Genomic DNA, 19443 nt, shown 5'->3' with positions numbered 1-19443 from the left:
GAAGTGGGCGGCCTGTCTCGGCCCCGTCGGTCTCGCTCATAATCCTTTCATTTCGGCAACGGCAAGGAAATTCCAAAAACTCGCACTGATGCCCGGCCGACGTTTGGGCCGACCGGGCGGGGGGATTACCAGGGAAGTGTATGGTCGTCGAAGAAATAGCCTGCCGTCGGTCCGTCCGGTCCGAGCATGGCAAGCCGCACCGGCGCCTCTGCTGCCTGTTCGACGGTGCGATAACCCGAATGGCCGTTCATGTCGGTCTTCGTATAACCCGGATCGGCGGCATTGACCTTGATGCCGAAGGGCTCGGCTGCCTTGGCGAACGAGACGGTGACGGCATTGAGCGCCGTCTTGGATGAATTGTAGCCGAGCGCATTGATGCCGTAGAACTGGTTCTGCGGGTCGAGCAGAGCCTGGAGCGATCCGAGTTCGCTGCTCAGCATGACGACACGTCCCGCGCCGGATGCCTTAAGCAGTGGCAGCGCCGCCTGGGTGAGGCGGATCGGGCCGAACGTATTCACCTCGTAGACCGCCTTGACAACCTCGATCGGTTCCTCGAACGGCTGGTGAGTAAAACTGTCGGCGATGCCGGCATTGTTGACGAGTGCATCGAGATGGTCGGTCTGGCGGCTGAGTTCGGCGATAGCTGAAGCGACGCTTTCGTCGCTCGTCACGTCGAGCTGCAGGACGTGGGCGTCGAGCCCCTGGTCGCGCAGTTTGCGGGCGGCCTCCTCGCCGCGACCGACATCGCGGCTGCCGATCCAGACGCGATAACCCTCGGCGGCGAGCCGTCTTGCGATCTCGAAGCCGATGCTCCGGTTGGCGCCGGTGACGAGTGCCGTTTTCTGTTTGGTCATGTGCAAAGCTCCTGTGGTTGCCGGCCACAGATGGCAGCGCGCGACCACCGGGCGTGAGCCGAGAACTGCCGATTTCTTGCCCAATCCTGCCGACTGCGGCTCCCGCATCTGCGGGGGCTCTTGCACCCGCGCCAGCCAATTGGCATCTCAGGGGCATGACGAAGCCTATGGATGAAATCCGCGATCTGGTCTTGCGACGTGCTGTCGGCCGCCGCACCGAAACGCCGGTGCCGCGTCTTGCCATCATGAAGGGAACGAATCCGACCAGCATGCTGCCCAGCGTCTACGAGCCGATGCTTTGCCTCGTGCTGCAGGGCTCGAAATGCGTGGTGATCGGCGACCAGGCAATGCACTACGATAGCGCGAGCTATTTCGTCTCGTCCGTCGAGGTGCCGGCCTCCGGGCAGATTGTCGATGCAAGCCCGGAACAGCCCTATCTCGCGCTCAGCCTGACGCTCGACATGGCGGCGATTGCCGAAATCCTCATCGATATGCCGGATGACGCGGTTGTGTGCTGCGGCGCCTGTTTCGGGGTGAGCCCCGTGACGCCGGAACTGGCCGATGCCTTCCTGCGCCTTGCCCGGCTGATCGAACGGCCGCAGGATGTTCGTGTGCTCGGCCCGCTGATCGAACGGGAAATCCTCTATCGGCTGTTGCAGGGGCCGCAGGGAGCGGCGATCCGCCAACTGGCGCGGCCGGAAAGCCGGCTCGGCCATGTCCGCCGGGCGATCGGTCACATCCGCACGCATTTCGATGCGCCGCTCAGGGTCGAGGAATTGGCACGGCTTGCGGGGATGAGTACTTCGGTCTTTCACCGCCACTTCAAGGAAGTGACCGCCATGAGCCCGATCCAGTACCAGAAAAGCATCCGCCTGCACGAAGCCCGCCGCCGGCTGCTGGCGGAAGCGGGCGATACGGCGCGGGTCGCCTTTTCAGTGGGATACGAGAGCGTAACCCAGTTCAGCCGCGAATATTCCCGCCAGTTCGGCGCCTCGCCGGCCCGCGATGTCGGCCGTCTGCGCGATAGGATGGTTGGCGAGGCCGAACTGGTCGAAGGCTGATGGACAAAAGCCCGAAGCGATGCTCCGGGCTTTTGATCTCACGAGTGGGCGCTGATTACAGCGTGCCCTTGCGCTGCTGCACCATCATGAAGGTGTCGTAGCTGTATTCGGCGATCTGGTTCCAGAGATAACCTTCCTTCTTGAAGGCCTGCTGGCTGTCATAGATCTTCTTGAAGGCGGCGTTCTTGGCGTTGAGTTCGGCATAGACTTCGAGCGCAGCCTTGTAGCTGGCTTCGAGGATTTCCGGGCTGAACGGCTTCAGGACCGCGCCTTCCGAAACGAGCTGACGCAGCGCCTTGGCGTTGCTGGTGTCGTAGCGGGAAAGCATGTTCTGGTTGGCATTGGCGCATGCATCCTTGATCATGCGCTGGTAGCTCTTCGGAAGGGCGTTGAACTTGTCCTTGTTCATGAAGGCGTGGACGGCCGGGCCGCCTTCCCACCATGCCGGATAATAATAGTACTTGGCGACCTTCACGAAGCCGAGCTTCTGGTCGTCATAGGGACCGACGAATTCGGTGGCGTCGATCGTGCCCTTTTCGAGCGCGGCATAGACGTCGCCGCCGGCGATCTGCTGCGGGGTGACGCCGAGTTTCTGCATCACCTGGCCTGCGAGGCCGGCAATCCGCATCTTCAGGCCCTTCAGGTCTTCGATCGTGTTGATTTCCTTGCGGTACCAACCACCCATCTGGGCACCGGTATTGCCGGCCGGCAGCGCGAAGAGATTGTAGCCGCCGAGGAAGTCGTTGAGCAGTTCGTTACCGCCGCCGACCGAGAACCAGGCATTGGTCTGGCGGGCGTTGAGACCGAACGGAACGGCGGTACCGAGCGCAAACGTCGGGTCCTTGCCGATATAGTAATAGGCGCAGGTATGCGCCATTTCGACGGTGCCGTTGGAAACGGCATCTGCTGCCTGCAGCGGCGGCACGATTTCGCCGGCGGCGAAGGCGTGGATCGTAAAGTTGCCGTCCGAGGCTTCCTTGACGCTTTCGGCAATGTCGGTGGCGGCGGACCAAAGGATGTCGGTATTCTTGGTGAACGACGAGGTCATCCGCCAGGTGATCTTCGGGGATTCCTGGGCGATGGCAGGCGCTGCAAGCGCGGTCGCGGCAGCGGCGCCCACGCCGGCGGTCGCTGCCTGCCGGAAGAAGTTTCTGCGGTTCATGGGATTAGTGCCTTCTAAACTTTGGGAGATGCCCGGATTTTGCCCGTGCGGGGCCGCTCATAATCCTTTCATTTCGGGAACAGCAAGCAAAAAATCCAAAATATTACGCTGCAGCGCAGCAAAGCTTTCCGGATATTGCGTTGTGTTTTCCCGGCGCCTTTCTATCGGGCGCAGGGCAGAAATCCCTTGAAGTTTTCAGGCGAGGCCTTAGTTTAGAATTATTCTAATAAGAGGTTTTCATGCTCGCCCGCCTTCTTTCCAGTTCCAAGCGCCCGTTCGCCTCTCTCGACGAGAAGGAAATCCTGGCGCTCGCCATCGCCTCGGAAGAGGAGGATGCGCGGATTTATCTCGCCTACGCGGACAATCTCAAGGATCAGTTTCCCGCATCCGCCAAGGTCTTCGAAGACATGGCGGAGGTCGAGCAGACCCACAAGAACATGCTGATCGAGATGTTCCGCTCCCGCTTCGGAGAGCGCATCCCGCTGATCCGCCGCGAGCATGTGAGGGGTTTCTACGAACGAAAGCCGGACTGGCTGACCCGCAACCTGCCGCTCGACAGCATGCGGGAACAGGCGGAGGCCATGGAGCAACAGGCTTTCCGCTTTTATACCGAAGCGGCAAAGCAGGTCTCCGACGCCTCGACGCGGCAATTGCTGGGTGATCTGGCAATTGCCGAACAGGGGCATGAGGATATCGCCCGCATGCTCGGCGACAAGCACGTGACGGACGACGTCAAGACCGAGGAGGACGAGACCGCCCGCCGCCAGTTCATCCTCACCTATGTGCAGCCGGGCCTGGCGGGGCTGATGGACGGTTCGGTTTCGACGCTCGCGCCGATCTTTGCGGCAGCCTTTGCGACGGGCGACACCTGGTCGACCTTCCTGATCGGCCTGTCGGCCTCGGTCGGTGCCGGCATTTCCATGGGCTTTACGGAAGCCGCCCATGACGACGGCAAGATTTCCGGGCGCGGTTCACCGGTGAAGCGCGGGTTTGCCTCCGGCATCATGACGGCGCTTGGCGGCCTCGGCCACACGCTGCCCTATCTCATCCCGCATTTCTGGACCGCGACCATCGTCGCCGCGATCATCGTCTTCTTCGAACTCTGGGCGATCGCCTTCATCCAGAACCGCTACATGGAAACGCCGTTCCTGAGGGCAGTCGTCCAGGTGGTGCTCGGCGGATCGCTGGTTCTGGCAGCGGGTATCCTGATTGGGAATGGGTGAGAAGCGGTCGGGCAAAGCCCGAGCAATCGATCCAGTGAATCGATTGCAGCTTCGAACGCCCTGAGCCCAAAGCGAAGGGCCGGGATCCGGCGCGTCAAACGCCCCGAGCCCAAATGGGCAGGCAAGAGCCTGCTGGTGAGACGCCCGGAGCTGTGCCCTCACGCCGCCGCTTGTGATGCCCGTGTGCGGGGCACATCGAGCGAAAACACCGCGCCGCCGTCGTTGCCGGTGGTGAAATGGCCGCCAAGCTGCTTGACGAAATTGGCGATCAGTTTGCTGCCCATGCCGCCCGTTCGGCTGAAGGCCTCGATGCCCGGCCCGTCGTCGCGGATGACGAGGTGCAGATTGTCGCCGTCTTCGCGGAGTTCGACAGAGAGCCTGCCGTTCTGGCGGCCTGCAAAGGCATATTTGAACGAGTTGGAAACGACCTCGTTGATGATCATGCCAAGCGGCAAGGCCTGTTCGCGATCGACGGTGATCGCCTGCAGATTGAGGTCGAGCACGACAGGCGTCTCATAGCCGGAGGCGATGTCGTTGATCAGCTTGGTCGCATAGGGCGCCACCTCGACCCGTTCGAACTGATCGTTCTGGTAGATCTGTTCGTGCACGGCGATCATCGCGGCAATGCGCCTCGTCATGTCGTCGCGAGCATCGACCGGCAAGGCCTGCAGCCGTACGAGCGCCAGCACCGCCTGGAGATTGTTCTTCACCCGGTGATGGATTTCCCGCAGCAGGAAACGGTTGCGCTCCACCGCCTGCTCCAGTTCTTCGTTGCGGGCCGCCATGCGATAGAGAAGGCGGTTGATCCAGAAGGCGCCGAGAACCAGCAGCGCCATCAACGGCAGCATGACCAGCGTATCCGAGAAGAGATTGCGCCAGAACTGGTCGAGAATCTCCTGCCGTGCGATGGCCGCCAGCGCGATGACTGGCCATCCTGAGACTTTCCAGAAGGCGACGATGCGGGCATGGCCGTCGATCGGCGAGACCGGGCTGTGGTAGAAGCCGGTGGGCATTTCACGCGTCATCGGATACCAGGCGGTCGTGCTGAGATCGATGGCGCGCATTGCCGCCGGCCGCCGGGCGATCAGCCACCCGTCATCCCTGATGATCAAGATCGTGGAATTCGGCCCGAGCCCCATCGAGGCCCAGAAACCGTCCAGGCTCTCGTTCGGGATGGTAATGCTGGCGACGCCGCGGAAAATCCCATCTCGTTCGATCCGTCGGGCCACGGTGAAGGATGGCTCGCCGGCCTGTTCGTTGTCGAGCAGCCGGGTGAAAGTCAGCGCCTGGCCATCCCTCAGTTTGCTGAAATATGAGCGCTCGCTGTGATTGTCGGAGACATTTCCGGGAGTATTTCCGCCGGCGCTGGAAAAGCGGACTACGCCGGCGTCATCCAGAAGCGAATACTGAAAACCCGCCGGCAGTTCCCCGACAGCCCGCGGCAGGTCGGCCGCCAGATCGGGCGAACCGTCGATCGGCCTGTCTCTCACCTCGGTCCCGATACGCCGCAGGGCCTGGTCGCTTGCTTCGATCATCCATTCCAGATGGGCCGCGACCACATGCGCGGACGAGAGTGCGCGAGCTTCGCCTTCCTTCAGGGCAGTCCGGTAGTTTTCGAGGATGATAAGGCCGGCGACGGCCAGCAGGGCAACGGCGAACAGGCCGGTCAGCAGGATCGGGAGGGTAGGCCTCGCTGCACGGGCCGCGTGTGGCAAGCCTGTTTTCACATCGTCACGCACAACCCGCTCCGGTTTCAGAGATTCCCTCCTAGCAGGTTGGTTGCATCGGGGAAATGTCTTCCGACAAGGCGATACCAAAAACATTCGCCCGCAACCTCAATGATGCGGGCGAATGTCAATATTTACTCAGGGGTGCATGTTATTTCAATGCGCCGACCAGCAGGTCGCGGCCGTTTTCGATCGTGACCCAGCGTCCCGTGTTGAACGAGGCCTGACGCTTCAGGAAGGTGTAAGGGGTCGAAAACCACGGCTTCACCTCGTTATCGAGGTTGTCCAGGATGAAATCCCCGTCGGACGTGCGCAGCGTCAGGACCGCATGGCCTTCGCCGTCCGGTTTGCGGACGACGGTCATCAGGAGATCGGAAAGGGCAAAACCCTGCGCCGCAAGTTCCTTGCGCTTCTCGAGCGCAAAGTCCTCGCAATCGGCGAAATTGGTCGGATAGCTCCAGAGCTCTTCGCGGCCGTAGACTTCCTTGTCTGTCTTGGCGATGTAACGGGCGTTGACAGCCCGGTTGATCTGGCGGACGGCAGCCCAGCCTTTTGCACTGACCTTGGGGGAAGGAGCGGAGCGGCTCTTGATCGAACATTCCGCCGCATATTTCTGACAGAATTCGTAATGGCCGATCGGCTGGGAGGTAACGGCACCGGTGACCATCGCGGCCATTGGCCTTGGAGCCGGAACTGCAGCACTCACTGGTACAAGCACGCTAACTAGGATCACGGCTATACGCCGCGCCTGCAAGGCTATCATCATGGACCCGTCCCTTCAAATCCTAATGAAACGTTAAGGGCTGACGGGAGAGAGAGTCAATCGGCGAGTTTTGTTAACGGGTCATCGCTCGCATTATGGTTAAGGCTGCAACATTTTTGTATCAGCCCAAAATTTAATCATTAAATATTAGGGCCGATACCGCGGCCCGCAATTTTTCGATATCCTGGGGCCTGGAGAGCCGGTGATCTCCGTCGCGGATCAGCGTCAGGACGACGTCGTCGGCCGGCAGGAACTCAACGAGCTTCAAGGCGTGGGCATAAGGCACGTCCGGATCCTTCATGCCCTGCAAGATGTGGACCGGGCAGCCGGTCTCTATGATCCCCGTCATGACCAGATTGCGGCGGCCGTCCTCTATGAGGGCGCGCGTATAGATATTGGGCTCCGGGCTGTATTCGGAGCGCTCCTCGAGATAACCGTGCTCGGCAAGCGACTGCCGTTCGGCCTCGGTGAGCTTGGGCTCGATGAGTTCCGCCGTGAAATCCGGCGCCGGCGCGATCAGCACGATGCCGTCGACCTTCGCAGCCTTCTTGCGCCTTTTCAATTCCTGCACGAGGCGCAGCGCGATCCAGCCGCCCATCGACGAGCCGACCAGGATGACGCGTTTCGGCTTGATGTCTTCGAGGACGGCGATTGCCTCTTCCAGCCAGCGCGAGATCGTCCCGTCCCGGAAGGCGCCGCCGGAAGTGCCGTGGCCCGAATAGTCGAACCGGATCGCCGCGAGCCCGAGTTCGCCGGCGAGCGCGTCGAGTTCGGCGGCCTTGGTTCCCGTCATGTCCGACCGGTAGCCGCCGAGCCAGACGAAGGCAGGCCCCGGCTTCTTCCTGCGCGCGGCCCGGCGGATGATTGCGATCTCCCGCGCAAGCGTTCCGGAGCCGACGGTGATCGTTTTGCGGGTGAGGCTGGCTGTGTCGGTCATGGTGGAATCCTGAGGGTTTGCCGCGCTTATAAAACAGATTCGCGACATGCGGACAGCAGGTGATTTTTTCGCGCGGCTATGCTATTGACTTCGCCGTAGCGATCACGACATTGCCGTCGGCCGCAAGCCGGACGCTCTCGATGTGTCGCTGCGGTGCCGAAACAATCTAGGAGAATACGACCATCCGCAGACCATTCAAAACCGATGCCCCTGTTAAGGACGGGCCGCGCTCCAACCGGGAAATTCGCATTCCCAAGGTCCAGCTTATCGATGCCGAAGGCTTGAACCTTGGTATCGTTCCGACCGAGCAGGCTCTCAAGATGGCTGAGGACGCCGGCCTCGATCTCGTCGAGATCTCGCCGAACACCGAGCCGCCAGTGTGCAAGATCCTCGACCTGGGCAAGCTGAAATACGCGAACCAGAAGAAAGCGGCAGAAGCCCGCAAGAAGCAGAAGATCGTCGAAATCAAAGAAATCAAGATGCGTCCCAACATCGACACGCATGACTATGACGTGAAGATGAAGGCGATGAACCGCTTCTTTGAAGAGGGCGACAAGGTCAAGGTGACGCTGAAGTTCCGCGGCCGCGAAATGGCCCACCAGGAACTCGGCATGAAGCTCCTGCTTCAGGTGAAGGACGACACCACGGAAATCGCCAAGGTGGAAGCCGAGCCGAAGCTTGAAGGCCGCCAGATGATGATGGTGCTGGCGCCGAAATAAGCGCCCACCATTTGCTTTCAGCGGATTTGCCGGCATTTCGGCCGGGCTTTTGCCGCGCTTTTCTTTCCCATTGCGCTTTTGGCCGACTGCGGTTATAAGCGCGCGTTCCGAACGGTCCGGCAGGGCATGCCGTGGCTGTTCTAAATGCTTGAAACCAGCATCGTCTGTGGTTTCGATACAAAACTGGAGTAGCAAAATGCCCAAGATGAAGACGAAATCGGCTGCCAAGAAGCGGTTCAAGATCACCGCCACCGGCAAAGTCGTTGCAGCCGCCGCTGGCAAGCGCCACGGCATGATCAAGCGGTCCAACAAGTTCATCCGCGATGCGCGCGGAACGATGATCCTTGCCGAACCCGATGGCAAGAAGGTTATCAAGAACTACCTGCCGAACGGTCTCTGAGACCCTCGTCACTTTTGGATCAGTTAAGGAGATCATGACATGGCACGCGTAAAACGGGGCGTCACTTCCCGCGCCAAGCACACCAAGACTTTGAAGGCAGCCAAGGGCTTCTACGGCCGCCGCAAGAATACGATCCGGGCCGCCAAGGCTGCCGTCGATCGTTCGCGTCAGTTCGCCACGCGCGACCGTCGCGTCAAGAAGCGCAATTTCCGCGCCCTGTGGATCCAGCGTATCAACGCTGCCGTTCGCGAATCCGGCCTGACCTACGGCCGCTTCATCGACGGTCTCAACAAGGCTGGCATCGAAGTCGACCGCAAGGTTCTCTCCGACATGGCAATCCATGAGCCGGAAGCGTTCGGCGCTCTGGTTGCCGCTTCGAAGAAGGCTCTTGAGTACCTCAAGGACGCCGGCACCACCAACGAGTTTGAAAGCGCGGTTCGTTAACCAGCGCTTCCCAAACTTAATTAGCTCTACTGATTTTGGGAAACCCGCGCTGGTTACGGCTGGCGCGGGTTTTTCTTTTGGCATCCCCGCACCTCATTCCCCAAGCAGCCGTCACGACCTCGCCATACATCTCGCCGAGCATCAAACGGAAGAAACCATGTCCGATCTTGAAAACCTGAAAACTTCGCTCCTGGCGGAAATCGCCGGCACCAGTGACGAGGCGGCGATCGAGGCCGTTCGCGTCGGCGCACTTGGCAAGAAAGGCTCCGTCTCCGAGCTCCTGAAGACGCTGGGCTCGATGTCGGCCGAAGAGCGCCAGACCCGCGGCGCCGCGATCAACGCGCTGAAGAACGAGATCACCGACGCCATCGCCGAGCGCAAGACGGTGCTGAAGGATGCAGCGATCGAGGCTCGCCTCAAGGCCGAGACGGTCGATGTCTCGCTGCCGGTGCGCTCTTCGCCCGCCGAACGTGGCCGTATCCATCCGATCAGCCAGATCGTCGACGAGATCACCGCCATCTTCGGCGACATGGGCTTCTCGATCGCCGAGGGCCCGGATGTCGAGACCGACTATTACAACTTCACCGCACTCAACTTCCCCGAAGGCCATCCGGCCCGCGAGATGCACGACACCTTCTTCTTCCAGCCGGACGAGAATGGCGAGCGCAAGGTCCTGCGCACGCATACGTCCCCGGTGCAGGTCCGCACCATGGAATCGCAGAAGCCGCCGATCCGCATCATCATTCCGGGCAAGACCTATCGCCAGGACAGCGACGCGACCCACTCGCCGATGTTCCATCAGGTCGAAGGCCTCGTCGTCGACCGCAAGTCGCATGTCGGCAACATGCGCTGGATCCTCGAAGAATTCTGCAAGGCCTTTTTCGAGGTCGACAGCGTCACCATGCGCTTCCGTCCGTCCTTCTTTCCGTTCACCGAGCCGAGCTTCGAAGTGGACATCCAGTGCGACCGCTCCGGCCCGATCGTCAAGTTCGGCGAAGGCACCGACTGGATGGAAATTCTGGGTTGCGGCATGGTGCACCCGAACGTACTGCGCGCCGGCGGGCTCGATCCGGACGAGTTCCAGGGCTTTGCCTGGGGCATGGGGCTGGACCGCATCGCCATGCTGAAATACGGCATGCCGGACCTGCGCGACTTCTTTAACGCCGACGTCCGCTGGATGAACCACTACGGTTTCCGCCCGCTCGACATGCCGACGCTGTTTGGTGGGTTGAGCGCCTGAGCCAGAGAGCCTGACAAATGCCGACCCTGCTGATCTGGCATGGATACAAGTTCCGGTTCTACGCTTTGGATGTGGGCGAACCGCCGCATGTCCATATCGTCAAGGATTCAAAATCCCTGAAGGTCTGGCTGAGGAGTTTGGAAGTCGCGCAGAATAAAGGGTATAGTGACCAGGAAATTGCGAGGCTGCTGAAGGTAGCCTCGGAACATCGTGATGAATGGCTGGGCGTTTGGCATGACTTCTTTGGCCTTTGAAACTGACGAGATGCGGCCCGTTCGGGCCTGGTGTGCCGACGGCGAAGTTCATGTGGCGCTCGCCGACGGTCGTGTTATCGCGACGCCTCTCTGGTGGTATCCGTTCCTATCGAAGCTGACCGACGACCAGCTGAACGACATCGAATTGATGTACGAAGGAATCTGGTGGGCCGCTGTCGATGAGGGCATTTCGGTGAAAAGCATGTTCCTGGGCATAAAGGCACCTGGTGCCAAGGCGCCGGAAAAGGCCGCCTGATCCGATTTTCCTGATGATTTTGAGACGAGAACAAAGACAATGAAATTCACACTCTCCTGGCTGAAGGATCATCTGGAAACGGATGCGACCCTCGATGAAATCTGCGAGCGCCTGACCGCGATCGGCCTCGAAGTCGAGCATGTCGATGACAAGGCGGCCTACAAGCCGTTCGTCATCGCCAAAGTCCTCTCGGCCGAAAAGCACCCGTCCGCGGATCGCCTCAAGGTACTGATGGTCGATGCCGGTGACGGCAAGCCGGTGCAGGTCGTCTGCGGCGCGCCGAACGCACGCGCCGGTCTGGTCGGCGCGTTTGCGAAACCTGGAACTTACGTTCCGGGCATCGACGTGACACTGGCCGTCGGCAATATCCGCGGCGTCGAAAGCCACGGCATGATGTGCTCGGAAAAAGAGCTCGACATGTCGGACAATCACGACGGCATCATCGATCTGCCCGAGGATGCGCCGGTGGGTACGCCGTTCGCTTCCTATGCGGGCCTCGACGATCCGGTCATCGAGATCAACCTGACGCCGAACCGTCCGGACTGCACGTCGATCCACGGCATCGCCCGCGATCTTGCTGCGTCAGGTCTCGGGACACTGAAGCCGCAGGCAAAGCCGGACTTCAAGACCGAAGGCCAGACCTCCGTCGACCTGAAGATCATTCTCGACGATGAGCGCCTCTGCCCCGGTTTCGGTCTGCGCTTGGTGCGCGGCGTCAGGAACGGCCCAAGCCCGCTGTGGATGCAGCAGCGGCTTAAGGCGATCGGTCTTCGCCCGATCAACGCGCTGGTCGACATCACCAATTTCATGACCTTCGACCACGGAAGGCCGATGCACGTCTTCGACGCCGCCAAGGTGAAGGGTGACCTGACGGTGCGCCGCGCGTTGGAAGGCGAGACGGTGCTCGCGCTCGATACCCGCGAATACAAGCTCAACCCCGGCAACGTCGTCATCGCCGACGACAACGGCGTCGAGTCCATCGGCGGCATCATGGGCGGCGAACATTCGGGCTGCGACGAGAACACGGTCGACGTTCTGATCGAATCGGCACTCTGGGACCCGATCAACATCGCTAAGTCCGGTCGTTCGCTCGGCATCATCACCGATGCCCGCTACCGGTTCGAGCGCGGCGTCGATCCGGAATACATGGTTCCCGGCCTCGACCGCACCACTCAGCTGGTGCTGGAGCTTTGCGGCGGCGTGGCCGCGGAAGCGAAAGTCGTCGGTTACAAAGGCCATCAGCCGAAGGTCGTCGATTTCCCCTATTCGGAAGTAAAGCGCCTCACCGGCCTCGAAGTCTCGACCGAGGAAAGCCGCCATATCCTGACGCGCCTCGGCTTCGTCGTTGAAGGTTCCGGCGCCCGCGTCTCTGTGACCGTTCCGTCCTGGCGGCCGGATGTCGATGGCAAGGCCGATCTCGTCGAGGAAGTCATGCGCATTCACGGCGTCGATCAGATCAAGCCGGAGCCGATCGAGAAACTGTCGAGCGTCAATGGCAAGATCCTGACGACCCTGCAGATCCGCACTCGTACCGCCAAGCGGGCGCTTGCCTCGCGCGGCATGCTGGAAGCGGTCACCTGGTCGTTCATTCCGGAAGACCAGGCAAAGCTCTTCGGCGGTGGTGCCCGGGCGCTGAAGCTCGCCAATCCGATTGCAGCCGACATGTCCGACATGCGGCCGTCGCTTCTGCCGGGTCTGCTTTCGGCAGCGCAGCGCAACGCCGACAAGGGCTTTGGTGACGTGGCGATCTTCGAAGTCTCCGGCACCTACGAAAGCGACAGGCCGGAAGGCCAGCGCCGCGTCGCCGGCGGCATCCGCCGCGGCACGGCTTCCATCAACGGCACCGGCCGTCTCTGGTCGAACAACGCCAAGGGCGGCGGCAAGCCGGTCGACGTCTTCGATGCCAAGGCCGATGCGCTGGCCGTTCTCGAAGCCTGCGGCCTGCCGATGGGCAATGTGCAGATCGAGAAGGGCGCACCGGAATGGTATCATCCGGGCCGCTCCGGCACCATCAAGATGGGCCCGAAAGTCGTGCTCGGTTATTTCGGCGAGTTCCACCCGAAGACGCTGGCCGCCCTGGACGTTTCCGGCGCTCTCTGCGGCTTCGAGGTCTTCCTCGATGCCATGCCCGAGCCGAAGAAGAAGGCGACGCGCACCAAGCCGCCGCTCGAGCTTTCGCCCTTCCAGGTGGTCAAGCGCGACTTCGCGTTCGTGGTTTCGAGCGATGTCGAGGCCGGCGCGATCGTCAAGGCGGCGTCGACTGCCGACCGCAAGCTGATCACCGGCGTCAACGTCTTCGACGTGTTCGAGGGCGCTTCGCTCGGCGAAGGCAGGAAGTCCGTGGCGATCGAAGTTCTGATCCAGCCGGTCGAGCGCACGCTGACCGACGAGGATTTCGACGCGCTGACGGCCAGGATCGTCGCCAATGTCGAGAAGACCACGGGCGGCACCTTGCGCGCCTGAAACGGGTGGCCTGAATCACCTCTCGAATATAGCCTGCACCCAACGGGTCGGGCTATGTTGGTGTAACATCTCCTCATCCCTGTGCTTGTCACCGGGATCCAGCCAGCCCAAGTCTTTGGGCTGTAAAGCCTCTTTTCGCCGCGCAGACGCGCGTCGGCTGGATTTCTGTGACAAGCACAGGAATGAGGATCGGGAGCTTTCAGACCAACGGGAACTGTGAACCTCTCCTCAGAGAAGTTTTCGGGAGGCTAAGGATGCGCACGCCGGGATCGATGAAGGGGCTTGAGGAACTCGGCCGGGTGCGGCTGTCGAAGAACTTCTTCTTCCGCGATTTCCTGTTTTCGGAGATCGCCAATTTCTACGCCATCCCGAACATGCCGGAGGACCCGGATCTGGCGATCGAGGCTGGCCGCCATCTTTGCGAGGAACTGCTGGAACCGCTGCAGGCGAACTTCGGGCGGTTGCACCTGCGCTCCGGTTATCGCTGCGCCAAGGTCAACGAATTCGGCAACAAGAACAACCTCAACTGCTCCTCTAATGCCAATACCGCCGCCGATCACATCTGGGACCGGCGCGATGCCAGGGGCTTCATGGGCGCCACCGCCTGCGTCGTCTTCCCATGGCTGATCGACAACCATCACGAGGAGGGCGATTGGCAGAAGATGGCTTGGTGGATCCACGACCACCTGCCTTACTCGTCGATCATGGTCTTCCCGAAACTCTGGGCGATGAACATCCAGTGGCATGAAAAGCCCGCCCGGCGGATCCGCAGTTTCGCTGAGCCACGCGGTGTCCTCACCAAGATCGGAATGCCCAACAACGAAGGCGATCATTCCGAGCACTACCTCGGGTTTCCTGTGCTTAAACGGTAAGCGATAGCGGACCGTTCAGGAATGCAGGTGATAGAGCTTGTTGACGATCATCCAGCGGCCGTCGATCTTCAGCAGCGAGAGGTAATCCGAGAACCGCATGCCGGCGAACTGATCGACGACCTTGACCGTTGCCGCATCGCCGGTGACGTCGAGCGTTTCGATCTGGATCAGCGGCTGCGTGCCGGCGGGGGCTGCACCTTCCGAGGTGACCGCCCCGATGAAATCGTCAAGCGACAGCCACTCGACCGCGCCATCGTAATTGCCGATGATGCACGCTTTCGGATGAAAGGCCTTCCGAAGCGCCGCTTCATGCGCAAACGTCATTCCGTCCACATAGAGATGGATCACCGCCTGAACGGCCCGCTCCTCGGACATCGATCTCCTCCCGTGTTAGCTCCATCATGCTAACACGAGAAGATGGAAATCCAAGGTTGCGTTAGCAAGAGTAAACTTAACGATTGGTCCAGGCCATCGCCTGCGCCGCATAGCGGGTGCCGGAGAATTTTTCCGGCGCCAGCAGATCACCGAGCGTCTTCAGCTCGTCCGCCGAGAGCGAAATCTCCGTCGCGGCAACATTCTGCTCCAGATGCGGGATCTTTCGCGCGCCTGGGATCGGCACGATGAAATCGCCCTGCGCGAGAACCCAGGCGAGCGCCAGTTGCGCGGCGGTGACGCCCTTCCGGGCGGCCATATCCTCCAGCATCTTCACCAGGGCGGCGTTGGCGGCCATGTTCTCGGCGCTGAAGCGCGGCAGCGTGTTGCGGAAGTCGGCGGGGCCGAAATCCTCCGGCTTCTGGATCTTGCCGGTGAGGAAACCGCGGCCGAGCGGGCTGAACGGCACGAAACCGATATCGAGTTCGCGGCAGGTGTCGAGGATCTCGCCTTCCGGCTCGCGGGTCCAGAGCGAATATTCGCTCTGCAGGGCGGTGATCGGATGGACCGCATGGGCGCGGCGGATGGCGGCGGCACCGGCTTCGGAAAGCCCGAGCGCACGCACCTTGCCTTGCCTGACCAGGTCGGCCATCGCGCCGACGGTGTCTTCGATCGGCACGTTGGGATCGACACGGTGCTGGTAAAAGAGGTCGATCACCTCGACGCCGAGGCGTCTCAGCGAGGCCTCGGCCACTTCGCGCACATGTTCGGGCCGGCTGTCGAGGCCGGACATCGCTTTGGCGTCAGACGCATTCGGATCGATCTTGAACCCGAACTTGGTGGCGATGACGACCTTGTCGCGGAAAGGCTTCAGGCCCTTGCCGAGCAGTTCCTCGTTCTTGAAAGGGCCGTAGACTTCCGCCGTGTCGAAGAAGTTGACGCCGAGATCGACGGCGCGGTGCAGCGTCCTGATCGCTTCCTGTTCGTCCTGGCCGCCGTAACCGTGGCTCATGCCCATGCAGCCGAGGCCGACGGTCGAAACGGTCAGTTCTTTTCCAAGCTTCCTCATTTTCATGAGAGCCTCCTTTTGTGATCGTCGAAAACTGACGGGCGTCTCGTGGCCGCCCGCCGGATGGATCATGCGCCGGCTTCGTTGAGCAGTTTCATCTGGTCGGCCGAGAGCGTCAGGTTGCCGGCAGCGATGATCGCGTCGAGCTGGCCGACGCTGGTGGCGCTGGCGATCGGCGCGGTGACGCCGCGGGTCTGGATGAGCCACGCGAGCGCGATCGAGGCGGGCTCGGCATTGGTCTCGACCGAGACCTCGTCGAGAGCTGCGAGGATGCGCAGGCCCTTGTCGTTGAGATAACCGAGCGCCCGGCCACCGCGTGCCTTGCCTTCGGTGTCGGCCTTGTCGCGATACTTGCCGGTGAGGAAGCCGGAGGCGAGGCCGTAATAGTTGATGACGCCGATCTCCTGGCTGACGCAAAGGTCGGCAAGCGGGCCTTCGAACGTATCGCGGTCATAGAGATTGTATTGCGGCTGCAGCACGTCATAGCGGGGCAGGCCGACTTTGGCCGCGGCCTCGAAGCTCTCCTGCAGCAGCTTGGCGTCGTAGTTGGAGCAGCCGATCGCACGGATCTTGCCCTGTTCCTTCAGCTTGGCGAAGGCGCCGAGCGTTTCCTCGTGGCCGACGGTGTCGTCCGGCCAGTGGGCGAGGTAGAGGTCGATATAGTCGGTCTGCAGGCGGCGCAGGGAATTTTCGACCTCTTCGAGGATCCACTTGGCCGACAGGTCTTTCTTGCCCTGGCCCATATCCGAACCGACCTTGGTGACGATGACCGCCTTGTCGCGGGAAATGCCACCGCTCTTCAGCCAGTTGCCGATGATCGCCTCGGACTCGCCGCCGACATGGCCTGGCACCCAGCGATTATAGGAATCGGCAGTATCGACAGTGTTGAAGCCGGCGTCGAAGAAACGGTCTAGAACGTCGAAGGAGGTCCTCTCGTCGGCGGTCCAGCCGAAAACGTTGCAGCCGAGAACGACGGGCGAAATGGAAAGGCCGGTCCGGCCGAGTGCGCGCAGCTCCATGATATTCCTCCAAAATTTATTAAGTGAGTGGATGAGCCTGAGAAAGGAGCCCGAGATTAGCCGATGTTCCGCCGCCGACCAGTCCCTATTTTGGGCGGACGATCACTTTTTCAAGCACCGCATCCGGCGTGCCGTTGCGTGGGTGTCGGCAGGCCAATAAGGTGCGGCAACAACGCCATAGGGAGGCTCACATGCTGCGTTTCGGAATCCTGTCGACTGCCAAGATTGGCCATGAGCAGGTGGTGCCGGCGATCCAGGACGCGGAAAATTGCGTCGTCACCGCGATTGCCAGCCGTGATCTCGCCAAGGCGCGGGCGCTCGCCGACCGTTTCGGCGCCCCGCATGCCTTTGGCTCCTACGACGAGATGCTCGCGTCCGACGTCATCGACGCCGTCTATATCCCGCTGCCGTCCAGCCAGCATGTCGAATGGTCGATCAAGGCCGCCGAAGCCGGCAAGCATGTGCTGTCCGAAAAGCCGATCGCCATCAAGGCGAGCGAGATCGAGGACCTGATCAGGGTGCGCGACCGTACCGGCAAGCTGATCTGCGAAGCGTTCATGGTCACTTACGCGCCGGTGTGGCTGAAAGTGCGCGAACTCCTGAGCCAAAAGGCGATCGGCGAGCTGAAACACGTGCAGGGCTCGTTCAGCTATTTCAACCGCGACCCGTCCAACATGCGCAACATCCCGGAACTCGGGGGCGGCGCTCTGCCGGATATCGGTGTCTACCCGACGATCACCACCCGCTTCGTCACCGGCCAGGAACCGCAACGGGTGCAGGCGCGCGTGGAGCGCGATCCGGGTTTCGGCACGGATATTTATTCCAGCGTCAAGGCGGATTTCGGTTCGTTCGAAATGACGTTCTATATCGCGACCCAGATGGCGGCCCGCCAGCTGATGGTCTTCCACGGCACCGAGGGTTACATCGAGGTCAAGTCGCCCTTCAATGCCGGCCGCTGGGGCGCCGAGGAAATCGAGCTCACCAACCAGAACCACGCGGTGTCGCAGATCTTCCGCTTCCCCGACAGCCGGCAATACAAGCGCCAGGCGGAGGCCTTCGCAAAGGCCGCCAGGGGCGAGCCGGTCGAAGTCGTGACGCTCGAGAACTCGCTGGCGAACCAGAAGTTCATCGACGCCATCTATCGCGCCGGCGGGCACGACGGCTGGGAAAAGGTCTGAACGACATTATTGCCGGAAGACAAAGCGCGAATAGCCAAAGAAGCTGTAGGCCATCGCGGAGAGCGAAGCGAAGATCACCGCAATAACCGGCTGCAGGAGTGGCGCGCGGTACATGAGTACCGAATAAATAGCGTAGTTGACGACCGCCGACGTCGCGCCGACTGCCCAATAACGGAAGCCTTCGGTGACAAGCGGATGTCCGGAGGAGCCAAACGTAAGGCTCCTATTGACGAGCCAGGTGAAGGCCATGGCGGTCATGATTGCCGGAATGCGGGCGAGAAACGGACCGAAGCCCGAGAATTCGATCAGGACATAAGTAACCCCTGCATCCAGGAGAAAACCGCCGCCGCCAGCGATCAGAAACCAGAAGAGACGTTTCATGCGGCGGTTTTACCGGCCTTGCTGCGCCGGACAGGTAGGGTTTCGGGCGGAGTTGCTGCGATTCGTTGAGGCAGGCTCATATAGTGGATGCGGAGCTGTTCGGCGCGGGCGCGGGACACGGAATCGAGGATCAGCCCGGCGGTGAAGATTAACAGCGAAACCAGCATCAGCACCAGCGAGAAGACCCAGGTGGGCATCCGCTCCACGAGGCCGGTCTGGAAATAGGCGACGAGGACGGGGGCCATGAAGATCAGGCTTGCCGCCATGAAGGCGCCGCTGATCAGGCCGAAAAACGCGAACGGCCGGGTTTCCTTCATCAGCATGGCGAACATCCAGAGGATCTTGGCGCCGTCCTTGAAGGTCGAGAGCTTGGAATGCGAGCCTTCCGGGCGCCTTCCGTAGTCGAGTTCGATCTCGCAGACCGGCAGCTTCAGCAGCGAGGCATGCACCGACATCTCGGTCTCGATCTCGAAGCCGCCAGAGACGGCCGGAAAGCTCTTGACGAACCGGCGCGAGAAGGCGCGGTAACCGGAGAAGATGTCGGTGAAGTCGGAAGCGAACATCGTCCGGTAGAGGAAGTTGAACAGCCGGTTGCCGGCCGCATGACCCTGCCGCCCCGCATCCGCATGCACCCCGCGGCGGGTGCCGACCACCATGTCGGCGCGCTCGGTCAAAAGCGTGCGGACAAGCTCTTCCGCGTCCTGCGGCGCATAGGTGCCGTCGCCATCGGCCATGATGTAGACGTCCGCCTCGATGTCGGCGAACATGCGGCGCACCACATGGCCCTTGCCCTGCCGGCGCTCGCGCATCACCAGGGCGCCCGCCAGCATGGCCTGAAGTGCGGTGCCATCCGTGGAATTGTTGTCGTAGACATAGACCCGCGCACCCGGAAGTGCCTCGCGAAAGCCGCGCACGACGCCGGCGATGGTCACGGCTTCGTTGTAACAGGGCAGCAGGATGGCGATGTCGAAATGGCCGGTCAGGGCGTCGGTCATGTTGTTCACTCGATACACTGAAAACCGAACGCGGGAGTCTCCCGTGCCGCAGGC

At 61.4% G+C, this 19443-nt stretch carries 21 protein-coding genes; 11 read left to right on the top strand and 10 right to left on the bottom strand.

Features of this window, described 5'->3' with window-relative positions:
• Positions 1-125: 125 nt before the first annotated feature.
• Positions 126-854: an SDR family oxidoreductase gene (locus ACZ9EJ_RS16990; RefSeq protein ID WP_046639703.1), complete on the bottom strand. Its 729-nt coding sequence runs from the start codon at positions 852-854 to the stop codon at positions 126-128.
• Between the two features lie 167 nt (positions 855-1021).
• Between ACZ9EJ_RS16990 and ACZ9EJ_RS16985 the strand changes: the two genes are divergently transcribed.
• Positions 1022-1915 carry an AraC family transcriptional regulator gene (locus tag ACZ9EJ_RS16985; RefSeq protein ID WP_476099442.1) on the top strand — a complete coding sequence of 298 codons (894 nt, stop codon included), beginning with the start codon at positions 1022-1024 and terminating at the stop codon, positions 1913-1915.
• Between the two features lie 55 nt (positions 1916-1970).
• On the opposite strand, the gene ACZ9EJ_RS16980 is transcribed toward ACZ9EJ_RS16985, so the two are convergent.
• Positions 1971-3077: a TRAP transporter substrate-binding protein gene (locus ACZ9EJ_RS16980; RefSeq protein ID WP_046639705.1), complete on the bottom strand. Its 1107-nt coding sequence runs from the start codon at positions 3075-3077 to the stop codon at positions 1971-1973.
• Positions 3078-3316: 239 nt separating this feature from the next.
• On the opposite strand from ACZ9EJ_RS16980, the gene mbfA reads away from it, so the two are divergent.
• On the top strand, positions 3317-4300 hold the full coding sequence (gene mbfA / locus ACZ9EJ_RS16975; RefSeq protein ID WP_046627760.1) for an iron exporter MbfA: 984 nt from the start codon (positions 3317-3319) through the stop codon (positions 4298-4300).
• Between the two features lie 158 nt (positions 4301-4458).
• On the opposite strand, the gene ACZ9EJ_RS16970 is transcribed toward mbfA, so the two are convergent.
• From ACZ9EJ_RS16970 to ACZ9EJ_RS16960, 3 genes are all read right to left on the bottom strand, one after another.
• On the bottom strand, positions 4459-6039 hold the full coding sequence (locus tag ACZ9EJ_RS16970) for a sensor histidine kinase (protein WP_255742831.1): 1581 nt from the start codon (positions 6037-6039) through the stop codon (positions 4459-4461).
• Between the two features lie 139 nt (positions 6040-6178).
• Positions 6179-6793, bottom strand: coding sequence for a transglutaminase-like cysteine peptidase (locus ACZ9EJ_RS16965; RefSeq protein WP_046627765.1), 615 nt, complete (start codon positions 6791-6793; stop codon positions 6179-6181).
• Between the two features lie 130 nt (positions 6794-6923).
• A complete protein-coding gene (locus ACZ9EJ_RS16960; protein ID WP_046639707.1) occupies positions 6924-7727 on the bottom strand; it encodes an alpha/beta hydrolase in 804 nt (267 codons plus the stop codon).
• A 182-nt stretch (positions 7728-7909) separates the two neighbouring features.
• On the opposite strand from ACZ9EJ_RS16960, the gene infC reads away from it, so the two are divergent.
• The 8 genes from infC to ACZ9EJ_RS16920 all read left to right on the top strand — a co-directional run bounded on the left by infC (position 7910) and on the right by ACZ9EJ_RS16920 (position 14375).
• A complete protein-coding gene (infC, locus tag ACZ9EJ_RS16955) occupies positions 7910-8446 on the top strand; it encodes a translation initiation factor IF-3 (protein WP_046603008.1) in 537 nt (178 codons plus the stop codon).
• A 196-nt stretch (positions 8447-8642) separates the two neighbouring features.
• A complete protein-coding gene (gene rpmI, locus ACZ9EJ_RS16950) occupies positions 8643-8846 on the top strand; it encodes a 50S ribosomal protein L35 (RefSeq protein ID WP_007751830.1) in 204 nt (67 codons plus the stop codon).
• A 39-nt stretch (positions 8847-8885) separates the two neighbouring features.
• The gene (gene rplT, locus ACZ9EJ_RS16945; protein WP_046627769.1) at positions 8886-9290 is read left to right on the top strand and encodes a 50S ribosomal protein L20; all 405 of its coding nucleotides are present in this window, start codon (positions 8886-8888) and stop codon (positions 9288-9290) included.
• Positions 9291-9447: 157 nt separating this feature from the next.
• Positions 9448-10530, top strand: a complete 1083-nt coding sequence (gene pheS / locus ACZ9EJ_RS16940) for a phenylalanine--tRNA ligase subunit alpha (RefSeq protein WP_046639708.1) — start codon at positions 9448-9450, stop codon at positions 10528-10530.
• Between the two features lie 17 nt (positions 10531-10547).
• On the top strand, positions 10548-10784 hold the full coding sequence (locus tag ACZ9EJ_RS16935; protein WP_046627773.1) for a DUF4160 domain-containing protein: 237 nt from the start codon (positions 10548-10550) through the stop codon (positions 10782-10784).
• On the top strand, positions 10744-11040 hold the full coding sequence (locus tag ACZ9EJ_RS16930; protein WP_046639709.1) for a DUF2442 domain-containing protein: 297 nt from the start codon (positions 10744-10746) through the stop codon (positions 11038-11040). Before ACZ9EJ_RS16935 ends, ACZ9EJ_RS16930 begins: the two co-directional genes overlap by 41 nt.
• Positions 11041-11079: 39 nt before the next feature.
• Positions 11080-13503: a phenylalanine--tRNA ligase subunit beta gene (gene pheT / locus ACZ9EJ_RS16925; RefSeq protein ID WP_046639710.1), complete on the top strand. Its 2424-nt coding sequence runs from the start codon at positions 11080-11082 to the stop codon at positions 13501-13503.
• A 254-nt stretch (positions 13504-13757) separates the two neighbouring features.
• Positions 13758-14375, top strand: a complete 618-nt coding sequence (locus tag ACZ9EJ_RS16920) for a hypothetical protein (protein WP_046639711.1) — start codon at positions 13758-13760, stop codon at positions 14373-14375.
• A 15-nt stretch (positions 14376-14390) separates the two neighbouring features.
• Here ACZ9EJ_RS16920 and ACZ9EJ_RS16915 read toward each other — a convergent pair whose 3' ends face one another.
• The 3 genes from ACZ9EJ_RS16915 to ACZ9EJ_RS16905 all read right to left on the bottom strand — a co-directional run bounded on the left by ACZ9EJ_RS16915 (position 14391) and on the right by ACZ9EJ_RS16905 (position 16835).
• Positions 14391-14750, bottom strand: coding sequence for a nuclear transport factor 2 family protein (locus tag ACZ9EJ_RS16915; RefSeq protein WP_046639712.1), 360 nt, complete (start codon positions 14748-14750; stop codon positions 14391-14393).
• Between the two features lie 76 nt (positions 14751-14826).
• Positions 14827-15822: an aldo/keto reductase gene (locus ACZ9EJ_RS16910; RefSeq protein WP_046639713.1), complete on the bottom strand. Its 996-nt coding sequence runs from the start codon at positions 15820-15822 to the stop codon at positions 14827-14829.
• A gap of 62 nt (positions 15823-15884) precedes the next feature.
• On the bottom strand, positions 15885-16835 hold the full coding sequence (locus ACZ9EJ_RS16905) for an aldo/keto reductase (protein WP_046639714.1): 951 nt from the start codon (positions 16833-16835) through the stop codon (positions 15885-15887).
• A gap of 191 nt (positions 16836-17026) precedes the next feature.
• Between ACZ9EJ_RS16905 and ACZ9EJ_RS16900 the strand changes: the two genes are divergently transcribed.
• Positions 17027-18013 (top strand): Gfo/Idh/MocA family protein, encoded by a 987-nt coding sequence (locus ACZ9EJ_RS16900; RefSeq protein WP_046639715.1) that lies wholly within the window; start codon positions 17027-17029, stop codon positions 18011-18013.
• A gap of 6 nt (positions 18014-18019) precedes the next feature.
• On the opposite strand, the gene ACZ9EJ_RS16895 is transcribed toward ACZ9EJ_RS16900, so the two are convergent.
• Both ACZ9EJ_RS16895 and ACZ9EJ_RS16890 read right to left on the bottom strand, forming a co-directional pair.
• Positions 18020-18394: a GtrA family protein gene (locus ACZ9EJ_RS16895; RefSeq protein ID WP_046639716.1), complete on the bottom strand. Its 375-nt coding sequence runs from the start codon at positions 18392-18394 to the stop codon at positions 18020-18022.
• Positions 18391-19389: a glycosyltransferase gene (locus tag ACZ9EJ_RS16890; protein ID WP_046639838.1), complete on the bottom strand. Its 999-nt coding sequence runs from the start codon at positions 19387-19389 to the stop codon at positions 18391-18393. The genes ACZ9EJ_RS16895 and ACZ9EJ_RS16890 overlap by 4 nt, the downstream gene beginning before the upstream one ends.
• Positions 19390-19443 lie beyond the last annotated feature (54 nt).

It is taken from the genome of Neorhizobium sp. USDA 3394, from assembly GCF_056280385.1.
The sequence above is the reverse complement of the archived record's forward strand: the minus strand, read 5'-3'. Positions and strand labels throughout refer to the sequence as shown.